The sequence below is a fragment of the Streptomyces sp. NPDC052016 genome (assembly GCF_044548445.1).
In the GTDB taxonomy this organism is placed as follows: Bacteria; Actinomycetota; Actinomycetes; order Streptomycetales; family Streptomycetaceae; genus Streptomyces.
The window spans coordinates 68,469-83,302 of sequence record NZ_JBIUBX010000029.1; the positions used below are offsets into that span (position 1 = coordinate 68,469).

Below are 14,834 nucleotides of genomic sequence, written 5' to 3' on the forward strand. Positions count from 1 at the left end.
TTGCCGATCGCAGCGGTCGTGACGCACCCTGTGCAGCCCTGACGGCTACCCCATCGGCCGGTAGTGCCCCAGCACCCACGCCAACTGCCCGAACCAGCCCGCCAGTTTATCCCGCGGCCTGGCGTCCACCACGGCCTCGTAGAGTCTGCCGTCGGCGTGGACGACCGCCACCATCAGGGCCTTGCCGTTGGGGCTCGCCTTGTAGTGGACGCTGCGGATCTCGGGCCAGTCGAAGTCCGCCGACACGCCGTCCACCTCGAAGGCCACGCCCGAGGCGTCCACGACGACCGAGTTGTGCTTGTCGACCGCGATGAACTCGGGGCCGGCCGGCGCGGGGTGGGAGGGCGGTACGGCGGCGGGGTACCGGGGTGGCGGCGGGGCGTACCGGGGTGGCTGCGCGGGATACGGGGGCGGGGGCGGGGGCGGGGCGCCGTGGTACGGGGGCGGGGCGCCGTAGTGCGGTGGGGGCGGGCCGAAGCCCGGTGGCGGTGGCTGCTGGCTCATCCGGCGGTTCCTCCTGCGTCGCGGTGATGCGAAGACTGTGCACATTCTTTCCCTCCCCATGAAACATTTCCCCCGCCCCACCCCATCAATGGGGTGAGGACAGTGCGGACGAGGACCGAGACAGAATCCGGGGGAGCTTCATGAGGCAGGCCCGCGTGGACGAGTACGCGGAGTTCGCTGCGGCGCGCGCGGGGCAGCTGTACCGGTCCGCGTGTCTGCTGACCGCGGGGGACACGCACCTCGCCGAGGATCTGGTCCAGGAGACCCTCGGCAGGCTGTACGTCCGCTGGGGGCGCGTCTCGCGGGCCGACAACCCGGCCGGGTACGCGCAGACCGTCCTCACCCGCACGTTCCTCGCACACCAGCGGCGGCGCAGCAGCGGTGAGCGTGCCGTGGACGTCTTCCCTGAGCGGGCCGACGGCGCCGGGGACGACGTACCGCTGCGGCTCACGCTCCTGCAGGCGCTCGGACGGCTGCCCGCCAAGGACCGGGCCGTCGTGGTCCTCCGGTACTGGGAGGACCGTTCGATCGAGGAGACCGCGGGGGCGATGAACGCCAGCTCGGCGGCCGTACGGACCCGGTGCACGCGGGCCCTCGGACGACTGCGGGAGCTGCTCGGCGAGGACATCGGCGAGTACGCCCGGCCCTGACGAACGCCCCAGCACGCAGTAGCCCCCGGCCCCTCTCCCACTCCGACTTCATCACCAGCTCGTGGAAACGGTGGTTCACCATGCCCGCAGACCAGCACGGCGATCCCTTCGAGGACCGGCTCTCCGCCGCCCTGCACGAGGCAGGCGGCACCTTCGGCTCCCCCCGCACCCAACTCCCCGCCGCCGGCGCGGCCCGTGGCCGCAGGCTCCAGCTGCAGCGCCGCGCGGCGATCGTGGGGGGCGCGGCCGCCCTCGCCCTCGTGGGCGTCGGCGGGGCGCTGCTGCTCCCGGGGGGCGCCGCGCCCGACGCGCGCACCTCGTCGGTGGCCGCGAAGGGCACCCCGGGGCCGAAGGACACCGCCAAGGCGGCCGTCTCCGCCGACGAGATGGTCCGTACGCTCCAGCGGCTGCTCCCCGATGGCAAGTTCCGCAGCACGGAAGCCAGGGGCACAGACGAGGACCTGCCGCCGCTCGCGGTGGGCGTGTTCGACGACGGCAAGGGCGAGGGCTCCGTCTCCGTGGGTCTGGACCGGGTCGACTCGGGCACCGGGGAGATCAACCCGTCCGCCCAGGTGATGCCCTGCCCGCGAGCCGGGACGTCGGGTATGGACAGCTGTGACACCGAGCTGCTGCCCGACGGGTCCGCCGTCACCGTCTACCAGGGCTACGAGTATCCCGACCGCCGTGTGGAGACGAAGGCCTGGGGCGCCGACCTGGTCACCCCGGCGGGGCACCACGTCAGCGTCATCGAGTGGAACTCGCCGGCGCAGAAGGGCGCGCCGCTCACCCGTCCCGAACCGCCTCTGACGACGGCGCAGCTGAAGGCGCTGGCTGCGTCCTCGGAGTGGCGGGAGATCATCGACGCCATGCCGGAGGAGCCGAAGCCGACCGCCGCCGGGGAGGGGTCGGTCGCCGTCGGCCCGCCCACCTCCGGAGTCGCGATCCTGCGCAAGCTCAGGCTCCTGCTGCCCGCGCACCTGAAGGTCGTGTCGAGCGACAGCCAGGAGACGGAGTTCGGCTCCTTCGTGGTCGACGACGGCAAGGGCGAGAGCCTCGTCCAGGTCAATGTGCAGCCCGGTATGTCCGACCTCGCCGGCACGCTCTTCGGCAGCGACGCGGAGACCCTCGCCGACGGCACGCGGGTGGACACGCGTCAGGGGCCGGGTGAGAAGGGCGGTGCCGGCGTGGTGATGTGGACGGTCGACACCCTGCGGAAGGACGGTCTGCGGGTGGTCGTCAGCGCCTTCAACACGGGCGACCAAAACCAGGACGCCACCCGCGAGGACCCCGCCCTGACGATCGAGCAGATGCGGAAGATCGCGCTCAGCTCCACCTGGGAGCAGAGCGAGGTGACGCCCTGACGGGCTCCGGAGTGGTCACGCCCCGACGGGCACAGGAGTGGTCACGCCTGGCGGGCACAGGAGTGGTCATGCCCTGACCGGTGCGGGAGAGGTCACGGCCCGACCGGCGCCGGAGCGGCGGTGGCCGCCAGGGAGCGGCGGCGCGTTCAGAAGAACTCCGACCACGGCTGGTCCCAGACCTGCTTCACGCACAGCACCAGGAACAGCAGTCCGGCCCCCGCGAGCATCACGTTGCTCACCCATCCGTTGCGCCACTCCCTGGGCGTGCGGGAGGAGTTGAGGAGCCAGATCAGAGTGACCGCGAGGAACGGCAGGAAGGCCGCGCCCAGCACGCCGTAGAGGATGATGAGGCGGAACGGCTGGCCCTGGAAGACCAGGACGATCGGCGGGAAGGTCAGCCAGAGCAGGTACGCGCGGAACGGCCAGGAGCGCTCGCGCCGACCGGAGGCGACCTCCTCGCCGGTCGTCCCCTCCCGGCCTCGGTAGCGGGCGACGAAGTCGGCGAACATCAGGCTCACGCCGTGCCAGACGCCGATCAGCGAGGTGTAGGAGGTGGCGAAGAAGCCGATGAGGAAGAACTTGGCCGTCGCCGTGCCGTACTCCTTCTCCAGGATGTCGCCGAGCTGGACGAGGCCCTTGTCGCCGCCGGCGATGGCCACGTTCGCCGAGTGCAGCAGTTCCGCGCCGACGAAGAGCATCGCGATGACGAAGATGCCGGTGGTGGCGTAGGCGACGCGGTTGTCCAGGCGCATCACCTTCATCCAGCCGGCGTCGGTCCAGCCCTTGGCGTTCACCCAGTACCCGTAGGCCGCGAGGGTGATGGTGCCGCCGACGCCGCCGACCAGGCCGAGGGTGTTGAGGACCGAGTCCTTCTCGTCGGGGAGGACGGGCAGGAGGCCGGCGAGGGCGTCCGGGAGGTTCGGGGTGACCCGGATCGCCAGGTACACGGTCACCAGGAACATGACGCCCACGAGGACCGTCATGACCTTCTCGAAGACCGCGTACTTGTTGAACCAGACGAACACCAGGCCCACCAGCCCGCAGGCGACGGCCCACCACTTGAGGTCCATCACGTCGGGGAACAGCGCCTGCAGCGGCAGCGCGCTGGACGACATCGCCGCCGCGCCGTAGACGAAGCCCCAGACGACGGCGTAGACGACGAAGAAGTACGTCGTCCAGCGGCCCAGGCTCGCCCAGCCGTCGAAGAGGGTGCGGCCGGTGGAGAGGTGCCAGCGGCCGGCCGCCTCGGCGAGGGAGATCTTCACCAGGCAGCCGAGGATCGCCGCCCAGAGCAGGGTGTAGCCGAAGTTGCTGCCGGCGATGAGGGTGGCGACCAGGTCACCGGCGCCGACGCCGGTCGCGGCGACGACGATGCCGGGCCCGATGTAGCGCCAACTGGAATTGCGGGGGGTCGAGTTGTCGTTGCCGCCGGATGATGCCTCGGTGTCCGTGGGGTTTCCCGTGGTGTCCGCCATGAGCGTCAAGAAAGCCCAAAGGAGCCGGTCCGGCAAGGGGGCGTGCGCGATCTCCACCCGATGTGCTCAAGGACCGGCCGACCACCCGGGCCGGGCCCCGGCGGCGGGGCGGGCCGCCGCGGCCCGGCCCGCCGGTGCGCTACCGCAGTCGCCGGCCGCAGCCGTCGCACCCACAGGTGCCGAGTTCGAACCACACGGTCTTGCCCGTCCCGTCCTGATGACAGCCCCAGCGCCGGGCGAGCGCCTCCACCAGGAACATCCCGCGGCCGCTCTCCGCGCAGCCCGCCTCCAGGACCTGCGGGGTGCGGCGGCCGGTGTCGGTCACCTCGCAGCGGAGCACGCCGTGCGCGGCGGACAGCGTGAGCCGGAAGTGGCTCGCGGAGTGCAGCAGGGCGTTGGTGGCCAGCTCGCTGACGAGCAGGACGGCCGTGTCCAGCAGATCGCCGTGATCGGCGAGCCCCCACCCTTCCAACTGTCGGCGCACCTCGGCGCGCGCCTCGCCGACCGCGGACGGCCGGGGGTCGTACCCGACGCTCAGGTTGCCCGCCCTGAGGGGCGGTTGGAGACAGGCGCCGTACGGAGGGTGGGGGTCCGGGAGGCGCCCCCCGGAGAGTTCCAGCATGGCTTCAGGATGACCTCCCCGGACACCCCGTACACGGGGAGGACTACCCGATTCCGTACCTGTAGGTACCCGGGGGCACCCACGGGACGTAGGGGTCACCCGTACTGGAGGCGTACGGCCGTACGGCCCCCGCCGGCGTCGCGGAGGTCGACGTAGGCGCACACCTGGCGGGCGAACCACAGGCCCTGGCCGGGCGCCAGGTCGGGAGTGGAGGGGGGAACGAAACCGGCGAGGGGGTCGTCGACGCGACGGGCCACGGTCAGTTCGCAGACACAGCCGGGGGCTTCGCCCCACAGCAGGGCGCCGGTGACCGGCCCGAGTGACGCCGCCTCGGTGACGGCCGTCGCGAACAGCTCGGCGTCGGCGGCACCCAGCCCGCGCCCGGCCGCCCAGGCCCGCACGGCGTCCGGCGCGGGCTCGGCGAGGCGGTGTGCGTCGCTCGGGGGCGGCGGCAGCGGTACGGCGTCCAGCTCGGCCGCGAGTCGCGCCGGCTGCTCGTACACCCCGGTGTCCGGGTGGGCGCGGCGGGCGGCCTCGATGAGAGCGGAACCGGCGGTGCGGGTGTCGTAGACGCACAGGGCGGTGGCGGCCGTGGGGGCGAAGAGGAGGTTGGCGAGGGCCTCGTAGCGGATCCACTCGGCGCTCTCGCGCGGGGAGCGTCCGGCCCGCCCGTTCCACACCGGCTCCATGAGGAGGTGGAGACGGCCGCCGGGGCCGGCGTGCGCGGCGAGGTGACCGGCGGCCCGGGCGACGGCGTTGGCGGCGGAGCCGGTGTACCAGTCGGTGTGCGGGACGAGGCCGATCTTCTCCGCGTCGGGGCCGAGGGCGTCGCGCAGGAGGTCCAGCTTGGCGGGGGCGACGATGGCCACGGGCGGGGGCTCGTCGGGCGCCGTGAGCCCTTCTTCGAGGAAGGGGAGGGCTGCGGCCAGGAAGGCGTCGTCCGTGGCGGGGGCGGCCATGCGGTGGTCGAAGGAGCCGGTCGTGCGCACGGGTTGATTGGACATCGATCCCCCATCTGTGGTGTGCGTCGGGTTGCGGTGGGTGGTTGTGGTGGGTGGTTTGTGGGTGGGTGGGCTTCAGGTGGGTGGGCTTCAGGTGGGTGGGCTTCAGGTGGGTGGGTGTGGCTGGTGGGGTGCGGTGCCCGTCCGCGGGTGGGATGTGGGTCTCACCGCTGGGCCGTCACCCAGGCGGCGATCTGACTGCGGTTGCTGAAGCCGAGCTTGCTGAGGATGCGTTCGACGTGGCCCTCGGCGGTGCGGCGGGCGATCACCAGACGGTCGGCGATCTGCTGGTTGGCGAGGCCCTCGGCGATGAGTTCGGCGACCTGTGCCTCACGGTGGGTGAGTCGGACGGTGTCCGGCCCGTGCGTCGCGGGTGCGGGGCTCGTGGCCGGCCGGGGCCCCGCGGGAGACGCCGGGCGCGGGACCGCCTCGCCCGCCGGGGACGAGGAGCGGGCCTGGCCCGGGGTGCGCCGGGCCGGCTCGTCGTCCCGCAGGGCGTGCGTGGCGAGGTCCGTCAGGGCGAGGGCTGCGCCCCGCTCGTAGGCCCGGCGGAAGGCGGTGCGGCCCAGCGCGCGGCGGGCCCGTTCCTCGCTGCCGCGCCGGGTGGCGTTGAGAGCCGCGGAGCCCCAGCGGCTGCTGTCGACGTCGGCCCAGGCGCGGTCGGCGCCGCCGATCAGGACGGCGGCGTGCTCGTGGGCGCCGCGCTCGGCGGCGATACGGGCCAGCAGGTCCAGGGTGAGGCCCATGCCGAGGATGTCGTGCACCGCCAGCTTCAGGCGCAGCGCCTCACGGCCGTGCCGTTCCGCCTGCCGCCAGTCGCCCTTCACGGTGTGGGCGAGGGCCAGCATCCGTTCCACGTAGGACAGCACCCACCGCTCGCCGTGCTCCGCACACAGTCTGCGGGTCTCCTCGCAGACGGCGACGGCCTCGTCGGCGCGGCCCAGGAAGGACAGGGCGCAGGCGAGTTCGACGCGGTCCAGGCCGACGAGGCTGAGGTGTTGGCCGGGGACGCGGCCGCGTGCGACGCCGGCCCGGAAGTGGTCCAGCGCCCCGGCGAGGTCGTCGCTGAAGAGGCGGATGACGCCGACGACGTACTCGGCGTGGGCCGCCTCGGCCGCGTCACCGAGGCGGTGGGCCAGGTCGCGGGCCTGTTCGGCGCGGCGGCGGCCCCGGGTGAGGTCCTCGGGGCAGCCGGCGAGGAGCGCGGCGGCCCAGAGGGCGCGGGCGCGCTCCGGGGTGTCCTCGGGGTTGGCGTCCAGGGCACGGTCGAGCCAGTAGCGGCCCTCGCGGGGGGCTCCGCAGGCGTGCCAGTGGAACCACAGGGTGCCGGCCAGGCGCAGGCCCGCGAGGGCCTCGCCGGGGGTGGTGAGGCTGAAGTCGAGGGCGGCGCGCAGGTTGTCCTGGTCGGCGCGGAGGCGGGCGACGATGCCGGGCTGGTCCGGGCCGAACCAGTCGCGTTCGCAGACCGCGGCCCGGTGCTGCAGCCAGTCGCGCAGGCGCAGGCGGGTGGCGTGTTCCTCACCGGGGCGTTCCCTCAGGCGTTCCAGGCCGTAGTCGCGGAGGGTGTCCAGGAGGCGGTACCTGACGCCACCTCGGGGGTCGGTCTCGCGGCTGAGGACGGACTTGTCGACCAGGCCGGCCACGGCTTCGAGGACGTCGTGCGGGTGGAGGGGCGTGGCTTCTTCGGCTCCCGCCGCGCCTTCCGTCCCCCGCTCCCGGCTTCGCTCGAGCTCCAGCGGAAGGACCCGCATCGTCCCCGGGGGCTCCGCTCCCGGCCCCCCGGCCTCGGTCCGGCGGCCGCCCGTCCCGGCGGGCCGGGAGGTGGGCGGCGGGGTCGACGGCAGCTTCCCGTCCGGCCGAGCCGGGTCGGGGGCGGGCGCGGGCGCGCTGCGCGCAGGCGCGGCGGTCCAGGGAACTCCGCTTCCCGTCGGGGTCGCGGGGGCGGGGGCCCGGCCCGGGCCCCCGCACACCGCCTCCGCCGTCTCCAGGTCGAAGCTGCCCGCCAGGACCGACAGACGGGACCAGACCAGTTGCTCCACCTCGCCGCACAGGTCGTGGCTCCAGTCGACCGCGGCGCGGAGGGTCTGGTGGCGGGGGGCGACCGTGGGGCTGCCGGCCGTCAGCAGGCGGTAGCGGTCGTCGAGGCGGCGCAGGAGCTGGTCGACGTCGAGGACGCGCATGCGGACCGCGGCCAGTTCGATGGCGAGCGGCAGGCCGTCGAGGCGACGGCACAGGCGGGCGACGGAGGCGCGGTTGGCGGCGGTGAGGCGGAAGCCGGGCACCACGGCGGCGGCCCGGTCGGCGAACAGGGCCAGGGCCGGGTAGCAGTCGGCGGCGGAGAGGTCGCCGTCCGGGTCGGGGACCGGCAACGGCCTGACGTCGAGGAGGTGTTCCTCGGTGAGGCCGAGCCGGTGGCGGCTGGTGGCGAGCAGGCGGACGCCGGTGGTGCCGTGCAGCAGGGCGCCCGCGAGCTCGGCGCAGGCCGGCAGCAGGTGCTCGCAGTTGTCGACGACGAGGAGCAGCCTTCGGTCGCGTAAGCGTTCCACCAGGGCGGCCAGCGCGGGGCGGTCGGAGTAGTCGCGCAGGCCGAGCGCGTCGGCGACGGCGTGCGGGACGAGGGCCGGGTCGTACAGGCCGGACAGGTGCACGAAGCGCACGCCGTCGGGGAAGGCGCGGGCGACCCGGGCCGCGATCCGGCCGGCCAGGCGGGTCTTGCCGACGCCTCCGGGGCCGGTCAGGGTGACCAGCCGGGCCCTGGTCAACAGCTCACGCCCTTCGGCCAGTTCGCTCCGCCGGTCGACGAAGCTGGTCGTCTCCACCGGCAGGTGGCAGTCCCGTCGCGGCGCTGATCCGCCCATGATCAGCCAGTCCTCTGAGGGTGTGGTCGGAGGCGCTGGGGGACGCGGCTCCTGTTCGTGCGGACCCTCAGCCTTCCCCGGTCCGTACATATATGCACGCGCGTCTCACACCCGCGGGTGACCTTTGCCGAGGACTGCTCCGGGAACGCCCGCCGCGCGTACACTGCGCGGCCACCCGACCCGCCGGGAAGGCTCAACCGCGCGGCCGTACGGCCGAGTTGCGCAGGGATCCGGCCATCCGGCGGTCGGCGCACTCTTGACCGGACCATGTCAGACACGGACGATGAGCGGCACCCCGCACCCCGCACCCCGCGCCTCCGCAAGCACCCGCAAGCCGCATCCCGCACGGGAAGCGCAGCGGCAAGCGCACGGCACACCCCGCACGTCGCACGAAGAACCACCCCCCGCTCCACTCCCCCACATGTCCGGTGATCCCGGACTTCTGGAGAATCGAGGAGAGTTCATGCGACTCCGCATACGCGGCTCAGGCACGCGCGGCTCGGCCCCACAGGGCTCCGGCTCCTCCGGCTCGAGGGCCCGCACCGGCAGACGAACCGCCGCCCTCGCCGCTCTGATGGCCCTCGCCCTCGCCGCACCCCTCTCGGCGACGGCCACCGACGCGGCGGCGGGCAGCGCCCCGAAGGCGGCCGCCGGCGTCGACGACATCGCCCAGTACGAGATTCACATCCACCACAGCACGCCCCAGATGCGCACCGCGATCGCCGCGTCCGGGGTGAGCGTCGACGAGGCCGACGAGGAGACCGTCGTCGTCTCCGGCCGCGCGGACCAGATCAGGAAGCTGCGCGCGCAGGGCTACGAGGTCGCGCCGGTGGGTGCCGCGCCCGACCGCACCGCCGCGGGCGAGGTGCGGCTGTACGACTTCCCGTCCGCCGACTCGCGGTACCACAACTACGCCGAGATGACCGCGGAGATCGACCAGCGCATCGCCGCCTACCCGGGCGTCATCAGCAAGCGGGTAATCGGCAAGTCGTACCAGGGCCGGGACATCGTCGCCGTCAAGATCAGCGACAACGTCGGCACGGACGAGGCCGAGCCGGAGGTGCTGTTCACCCACCACCAGCACGCCCGCGAGCACCTGACGGTCGAGATGGCCCTGTACCTGATCCGCGAGCTGGGCGCCGGTTACGGCACCGACTCCCGCGTCACGAACATGGTGAACAACCGGGAGATCTGGATCATCCCCGACATCAACCCGGACGGCGGCGAGTACGACATCGCCACCGGCTCCTACCGCTCGTGGCGCAAGAACCGCCAGCCCAACTCCGGTTCCTCGTACGTCGGTACGGACCTCAACCGCAACTGGGCCTACCGGTGGGGCTGCTGCGGGGGATCGTCGGGCTCGGCGTCCTCCGACACGTACCGCGGCACGGCGGCCGAGTCGGCGCCCGAGGTGAAGGTCGTGGCGAACTTCGTGCGCAGCCGGGTGGTCGGCGGCGCCCAGCAGATCAAGGCCGGCATCGACTTCCACACGTACAGCGAGCTGGTGCTGTGGCCCTTCGGGTACACGTACGCGGACACCACGACCGGGATGACGGCGGACGACCGCAACGCCTTCGCGACGGTGGGCCGTTCGATGGCGGCCAGCAACGGGTACACCGCGGAGCAGGCGAGCGACCTGTACATCACGGACGGGTCGATCGACGACTACCTCTGGGGCACGCACAAGATCTTCGGGTACACCTTCGAGATGTACCCGGGCTCGGCCTCCGGCGGCGGGTTCTACCCGCCCGACGAGGTGATCGAGCGGGAGACCGCGCGCAACAAGGACGCCGTCCTCCAACTGCTGGAGAACGCGGACTGCATGTACCGGTCGATCGGCAAGGAGGCCCAGTACTGCGGTTAGGGCCTGCCGGCGCTACTCGGCCTTGTCGTCGAAGTAGGCGTCCAGCACCGCGTCCAGCTGCTCGTCCCACTCCTTGAAGCGCCCCCTGGCCGTCGCCTCGATCTCGATCGGGTACCAACGGCGGTCGGGGGTGTGCACGGTGACGGTGTACCGCTTGCCGAACCGGGGCGACTCCGTCTCCACCGCGCCGATCTCGTCCCAGCGGAACTCGCACGACTCCTCGTCGAGGCGGAGACGGACGCCCCTGGCGTCGGCGGTGATCCGCGCCCGGCGGTCGGCGGCCTCGAAGACGGGGCCGTCGGGGGTCTCCCCCGTCTCCTCCTCGCCGTCGTCGGCCGGTTCGGCCTCGGAGGCGGCGCCCTTGCCGACGACCGCCTCGTCGCCGTCCGTCCCGGTGCTCTCCGCCTCGGTCGGCTCCGACCCGGCGTCCTCCGGCTCCGCGGTCACGGGCGAGGTGAGCCCGGGGATGAATGCCGGGTCGAATCCGGCGCCCTCCAGGGGCTGGCTGCTCGAACCTATGCGCTGCTCCACAGCGGGCAGTATGGTCGACGATCCTGTGCCGGACACAGCCAGCCCCCAACTTCGTTATCAGACGCCTACACGAGCAGGCTCAGCACGGCGGCCGCCACGAAGCCCACCACCGACAGCACCGTCTCCAGCACGGTCCACGTCTTCAGGGTGTCCCGCTCGCTGATGCCGAAGTACTTCGCCACCATCCAGAAGCCGCCGTCGTTCACGTGCGAGGCGAAGATGGAGCCGGCCGAGATGGACATGATGACGAGGGCGACGAAGGCCTGGGAGTGGTCGCCCTCGGCGAGGAGGGGGGCCACGATGCCCGCCGTCGTCACGATGGCCACCGTCGCCGAGCCCTGGGCGACCCGCAGCACCACCGAGATCAGGTACGACAGGACGATCACCGGCAGGCCGACGTCGTTGAAGGTGTCCGAGAGGGCCTGGGCCACCCCGCTCGCCTTCAGGACGGCGCCGAAGACGCCGCCCGCGCCGACGACCAGCAGGATGTTGCCGACCGGCTTCAACGAGGCCGTGGAGACGGTCTCCAGGGACTTGCGGGACCAGCCGCGCCGGATGCCGAGCAGGTAGTAGGCGAGCAGCAGGGCGATGGTCAGGGCCACGAAGGGGCTGCCGAAGAACTCGACGACCGAGCGGCCGGTGGAGGGGGCAAGGGCGATCGAGGAGAAGGTGGCCGCGAGGATCAGCACCAGCGGCGTACCGATGATGCCGAGGACCGTGCCCAGCGGCACCGGGTCCTCGCGCGGCTCGACGCCCTGCGCCCGCTGCTCCTCGACGACGGCGAGCCGGGCCTCCGCCGCGGCCTCGACCATGTCCTGCGGCACGGCGACGAAGAGGCGACGGCCGATCCACGCCGAGTACGCCCAGGCCGCGAGCACCGCGGGGATGCCGCAGACGACGCCCATGAGGATGACCCAGCCGAGGTCGACGTGGAGGAGGCCGGCGGCCGCCACCGGGCCCGGGTGCGGGGGCAGGAAGGCGTGGGTCATCGACAGACCGGCGAGCAGCGGAAGGCAGTACAGCAGGATCGACCTGCCGGAGCGCTTGGCGGCGGCGTAGACGATCGGCGCGAGGACGAAGATGCCGACGTCGAAGAAGACCGGGATGCCGAAGACGAGGCCGGTCATGCCCATCGCGAGCGGCGCCCGCTTCTCGCCGAACAGGCCCAGCAGGCGCGAGGCCAGGACCTCGGCGCCGCCGCTGACCTCGAGGACCGCGCCGAGCATGGTGCCCAGGCCGATGATGATCGCGACGTGGCCGAGGATGCCGCCCATGCCGGACTCGATGGTGGAGACGGCGGCCGACCGCTGGACGGTGCCGAAGAGTTCGGTGACCGACAGGCCGGCGAGCAGGCCGACGGCTATGGACACGGCGAGGAGGGCGACGAACGGCTGGAGTCTGACCTTGATGATCAGGAAGAGGAGGAGGGCGATACCGACGGCGGCGACCGTCAGGAGTCCGGCGGTGCCGTCGAGGAGCAGGAGCAGGCCGCCGGTGTGGGGCGGGGCTTCGACGGGAGCGGTGGCCGCGAGCGGGTGGGGCATAAGGGGGTCCTCTGGGTAAGTACATGCAGCTTTCGGGCAGGGGGGATCGCGGCACGGCGCGCCCTGGGACAGGGGGCGCCGTGCCGTCGTCGTGGGTGTGGGGAGGCGAACGACCGTCAGCTGCTCAGCCGAGCACGGCGAGCGCGTCGATCTCGATGAGGAGCCCGGCGGGGAGGCCGACGTAGACCGTCGTGCGCGCGGCGGGCGGCTGGGTGAGGCCCTGCTCCTCGAAGTAGGCGTTGTAGATCTCGTTCATCTCGGCGAAGTGGTCCACGTCCGTGAGGTAGACGCGGATCATCATCACGTCGTCCCAGCTCGCGCCGCCCTCCTCGAGGATCGCCTTGACGTTGGCGAAGGTCTGGAGGGTCTGCTCGCGCAGGGTGGGCCCGGCGGGCGTCGGGGGCTTGCCGTCCTCGGCGGGGAGGAAGCCGACCTGGCCCGCGACCTGGAGGATGTTGCCCTTGCGCACGCCGTGCGAGAACTTCGCGGGCGGGGTGGTGTGGGTGCTGGGGGTGAGTGCGGTCTTGTCCGTCATGCGGGGTCCTTCACTGGGGTTCTTCCGGAGTACTCGCCGCTGATGTCGTCCGCCGTGCGGCGCACCTGCGGGAGCAGGGTGAGGAGTTCGTCGGCGGTGACGACGACGTTCGGCGCGGAGACCGACATCGCGGCGACCACCCGGCCGTCGGCGCCGCGGATCGGCGCGGCGACGCAGTTGATGGACTCCTCGTGGCCGCCGAGGTCGGTGGCCCAGCCCTGTTCGCGCACCTTCTCCAACTCACGCAGGAAGGCGGGGGCGTTGGCGGTGGAACGGGCCGTGTACAGGGGGTAGTCGAGTTTCTCGGCGACCGCGCGCCGCTCGGGTTCGGGCAGGTCGGCCAGGAGCAGCTTGGCGACCGCGGCGACGGTGATCGCGACGGGTTTGCCGATCCGCGAGTACATCCGCACCGGGTAGCGGCTGTCCACCTTGTCGATGTAGAGGACCTCGCCCTCCTCGTACACGGCGAGGTGGACGGTGTGTCCGCACCGCTCGTTGAGCCGGACCAGGTGGGGGTGGGCGATCTCGCGGATGTCGAGGTTCTCCATCGCCTCCTGGGCGAGGGCGAAGAGGCGGGCGCCGAGTCGGTAGCGCTGGTCGGACTGGCGGTAGACGAGCCCGTGCTCGTGGAGGGTGCGCAGCAGGCGCAGCGCCGTTGATTTGTGCACGCCGAGGCGGTCGGCGACCTGTCCGAGGTCGGCGGGGCCCTCGGCGAGCAGCGGCAGGATGCTCAGGGCGCGGTCGACGGTCTGGCTCATGGGGTGCGTACCTCCTCCGGGGCCTGCGCGGCTTCGGTCCAGCCGGGGCCGAGTCGAAGTGTCCCCCACGTCTCCTCGTCGAGGGCGGCCAGCCGGTCGGCGAGGTCGCGGGGAGGGGGGACGGCGAGGTCGCCGGGCACGGTGAGGGTGGCGGCCGCCACCAGGTGTCCGTGCCGCAGCCGCTCCCGTACGGGCAGTCCGCGCAGGGTTGCGGAGAGGAAGCCGGCGGCGAAGGCGTCCCCGGCGCCGACGGCGGCGACGACGTCGACCCGCGGGGCGGGGACGTGGTGGGCGCTCCCCTCGGCGAAGACGGTCGCCCCGCGCGCGCCCTGCTTCACGACGAGCACCTCGGGGTCGGGGAACGCCGCCCGGACGGCGTCGGCGCCCCGCAGGTCCCACACCTGCTCCGCCTCGTCCTCGCCGACGAACACCAGGTCGGCGCCACGCGCCAGTTCCCGCAGCACCCGGGGGCCGGCGCCGTCCTGCCAGAGGCCGGGCCGGTGGTTGACGTCGAAGGAGATGAGCGGCCGGCCGGGGCCGGGCGCCATGGCCTCCCGCAGCAGCCCGAGACAGTCGTCGGACAGGGCCGCGGTGATTCCGGTCAGGTGCAGCACGCGCCCGGCGCGCACGGCCGCCAGGTCCGTGTTCCCGGCCGACATCGCGGAGGCCGCCGACCCGGCCCGGTAGTACGCCACCTCGTGGTCGTCCGCGGCCCGGTCCCCGGCGGTGCGGAAGTAGACGCCGGTCGGGCGGCCGGCGTCCCGCCGTACGGACGTCACGTCGACCCCGTACGAGCCGACGGTCTCGACGAGGTGGTCCCCGAAGCCGTCGGCTCCGACGCGGCTGACCCAGCGCGCCGGGTGCCCGGCGGCCGCCAGGGCGCACACCACGTTGGACTCCGCGCCGCCGATGGCCCGGTCGAAGGAGGGGACGTCGGCGAGGCGCCCGGGCCGGGAGGGCAGGAAGGCGACCATGGACTCGCCGAGCGCGACGACGTCCACGACGTCGGGGGCGTTGCAGGGTCCGGTGGCGGTCACGATGGTCGTAGCTCCAGTCTCGGCAGGTCGTGCGTGGGGGCGGCGGCTCCGTTGACCCCGGGTTCGCCGAGATGTTAGACAGCCCTCAGCGATA

The 14,834-nt window shown here is 72.9% G+C and carries 13 protein-coding genes; 3 read left to right on the forward strand and 10 right to left on the reverse strand.

Annotated elements, in window-relative coordinates; genetic code table 11:
* Positions 1–45: 45 nt before the first annotated feature.
* Complete coding sequence (locus ACIHAR_RS31420) at positions 46–267, reverse strand: hypothetical protein (RefSeq protein ID WP_400022798.1); 222 nt, start codon at positions 265–267, stop codon at positions 46–48.
* A 377-nt stretch (positions 268–644) separates the two neighbouring features.
* Between ACIHAR_RS31420 and ACIHAR_RS31425 the strand changes: the two genes are divergently transcribed.
* The gene (locus tag ACIHAR_RS31425; RefSeq protein WP_365461326.1) at positions 645–1,154 is read left to right on the forward strand and encodes a SigE family RNA polymerase sigma factor; all 510 of its coding nucleotides are present in this window, start codon (positions 645–647) and stop codon (positions 1,152–1,154) included.
* Between the two features lie 80 nt (positions 1,155–1,234).
* Positions 1,235–2,515 (forward strand): hypothetical protein, encoded by a 1,281-nt coding sequence (locus ACIHAR_RS31430; protein ID WP_400022799.1) that lies wholly within the window; start codon positions 1,235–1,237, stop codon positions 2,513–2,515.
* A 146-nt stretch (positions 2,516–2,661) separates the two neighbouring features.
* On the opposite strand, the gene ACIHAR_RS31435 is transcribed toward ACIHAR_RS31430, so the two are convergent.
* From ACIHAR_RS31435 to ACIHAR_RS31450, 4 genes are all read right to left on the reverse strand, one after another.
* A complete protein-coding gene (locus ACIHAR_RS31435) occupies positions 2,662–3,990 on the reverse strand; it encodes an Nramp family divalent metal transporter (protein ID WP_400022800.1) in 1,329 nt (442 codons plus the stop codon).
* A gap of 139 nt (positions 3,991–4,129) precedes the next feature.
* Positions 4,130–4,612 carry an ATP-binding protein gene (locus ACIHAR_RS31440; RefSeq protein WP_400022801.1) on the reverse strand — a complete coding sequence of 161 codons (483 nt, stop codon included), beginning with the start codon at positions 4,610–4,612 and terminating at the stop codon, positions 4,130–4,132.
* Between the two features lie 95 nt (positions 4,613–4,707).
* A complete protein-coding gene (locus ACIHAR_RS31445) occupies positions 4,708–5,616 on the reverse strand; it encodes an MEDS domain-containing protein (RefSeq protein ID WP_365461318.1) in 909 nt (302 codons plus the stop codon).
* Between the two features lie 161 nt (positions 5,617–5,777).
* Positions 5,778–8,471, reverse strand: coding sequence for an ATP-binding protein (locus ACIHAR_RS31450; protein WP_400022802.1), 2,694 nt, complete (start codon positions 8,469–8,471; stop codon positions 5,778–5,780).
* A gap of 463 nt (positions 8,472–8,934) precedes the next feature.
* Between ACIHAR_RS31450 and ACIHAR_RS31455 the strand changes: the two genes are divergently transcribed.
* Complete coding sequence (locus ACIHAR_RS31455; RefSeq protein ID WP_400022803.1) at positions 8,935–10,335, forward strand: M14 family metallopeptidase; 1,401 nt, start codon at positions 8,935–8,937, stop codon at positions 10,333–10,335.
* Positions 10,336–10,347: 12 nt separating this feature from the next.
* On the opposite strand, the gene ACIHAR_RS31460 is transcribed toward ACIHAR_RS31455, so the two are convergent.
* The 5 genes from ACIHAR_RS31460 to ACIHAR_RS31480 all read right to left on the reverse strand — a co-directional run bounded on the left by ACIHAR_RS31460 (position 10,348) and on the right by ACIHAR_RS31480 (position 14,740).
* On the reverse strand, positions 10,348–10,866 hold the full coding sequence (locus ACIHAR_RS31460; RefSeq protein WP_400022804.1) for a hypothetical protein: 519 nt from the start codon (positions 10,864–10,866) through the stop codon (positions 10,348–10,350).
* Positions 10,867–10,931: 65 nt separating this feature from the next.
* Positions 10,932–12,410 carry a gluconate:H+ symporter gene (locus tag ACIHAR_RS31465; protein WP_365461310.1) on the reverse strand — a complete coding sequence of 493 codons (1,479 nt, stop codon included), beginning with the start codon at positions 12,408–12,410 and terminating at the stop codon, positions 10,932–10,934.
* A gap of 124 nt (positions 12,411–12,534) precedes the next feature.
* On the reverse strand, positions 12,535–12,945 hold the full coding sequence (locus ACIHAR_RS31470) for a RidA family protein (protein WP_365461308.1): 411 nt from the start codon (positions 12,943–12,945) through the stop codon (positions 12,535–12,537).
* Complete coding sequence (locus tag ACIHAR_RS31475) at positions 12,942–13,703, reverse strand: IclR family transcriptional regulator (protein ID WP_365461306.1); 762 nt, start codon at positions 13,701–13,703, stop codon at positions 12,942–12,944. The genes ACIHAR_RS31470 and ACIHAR_RS31475 overlap by 4 nt, the downstream gene beginning before the upstream one ends.
* Positions 13,700–14,740, reverse strand: a complete 1,041-nt coding sequence (locus ACIHAR_RS31480) for a sugar kinase (RefSeq protein WP_400022805.1) — start codon at positions 14,738–14,740, stop codon at positions 13,700–13,702. The genes ACIHAR_RS31475 and ACIHAR_RS31480 overlap by 4 nt, the downstream gene beginning before the upstream one ends.
* Between the last annotated feature and the right edge of the window lie 94 nt (positions 14,741–14,834).

Bases quoted from the DNA above. Each gene is read 5' to 3' on its own strand.
- ACIHAR_RS31425 (WP_365461326.1), top strand. From the start codon at position 645: ATGAGGCAGGCCCGCGTGGACGAGTACGCGGAGTTCGCTGCGGCGCGC.
- ACIHAR_RS31430 (WP_400022799.1), top strand. From the start codon at position 1,235: ATGCCCGCAGACCAGCACGGCGATCCCTTCGAGGACCGGCTCTCCGCC.
- ACIHAR_RS31435 (WP_400022800.1), bottom strand. From the start codon at position 3,990: ATGGCGGACACCACGGGAAACCCCACGGACACCGAGGCATCATCCGGC.
- ACIHAR_RS31440 (WP_400022801.1), bottom strand. From the start codon at position 4,612: ATGCTGGAACTCTCCGGGGGGCGCCTCCCGGACCCCCACCCTCCGTAC.
- ACIHAR_RS31445 (WP_365461318.1), bottom strand. From the start codon at position 5,616: ATGTCCAATCAACCCGTGCGCACGACCGGCTCCTTCGACCACCGCATG.
- ACIHAR_RS31450 (WP_400022802.1), bottom strand. From the start codon at position 8,471: ATGGGCGGATCAGCGCCGCGACGGGACTGCCACCTGCCGGTGGAGACG.
- ACIHAR_RS31455 (WP_400022803.1), top strand. From the start codon at position 8,935: ATGCGACTCCGCATACGCGGCTCAGGCACGCGCGGCTCGGCCCCACAG.
- ACIHAR_RS31465 (WP_365461310.1), bottom strand. From the start codon at position 12,410: ATGCCCCACCCGCTCGCGGCCACCGCTCCCGTCGAAGCCCCGCCCCAC.
- ACIHAR_RS31470 (WP_365461308.1), bottom strand. From the start codon at position 12,945: ATGACGGACAAGACCGCACTCACCCCCAGCACCCACACCACCCCGCCC.
- ACIHAR_RS31475 (WP_365461306.1), bottom strand. From the start codon at position 13,703: ATGAGCCAGACCGTCGACCGCGCCCTGAGCATCCTGCCGCTGCTCGCC.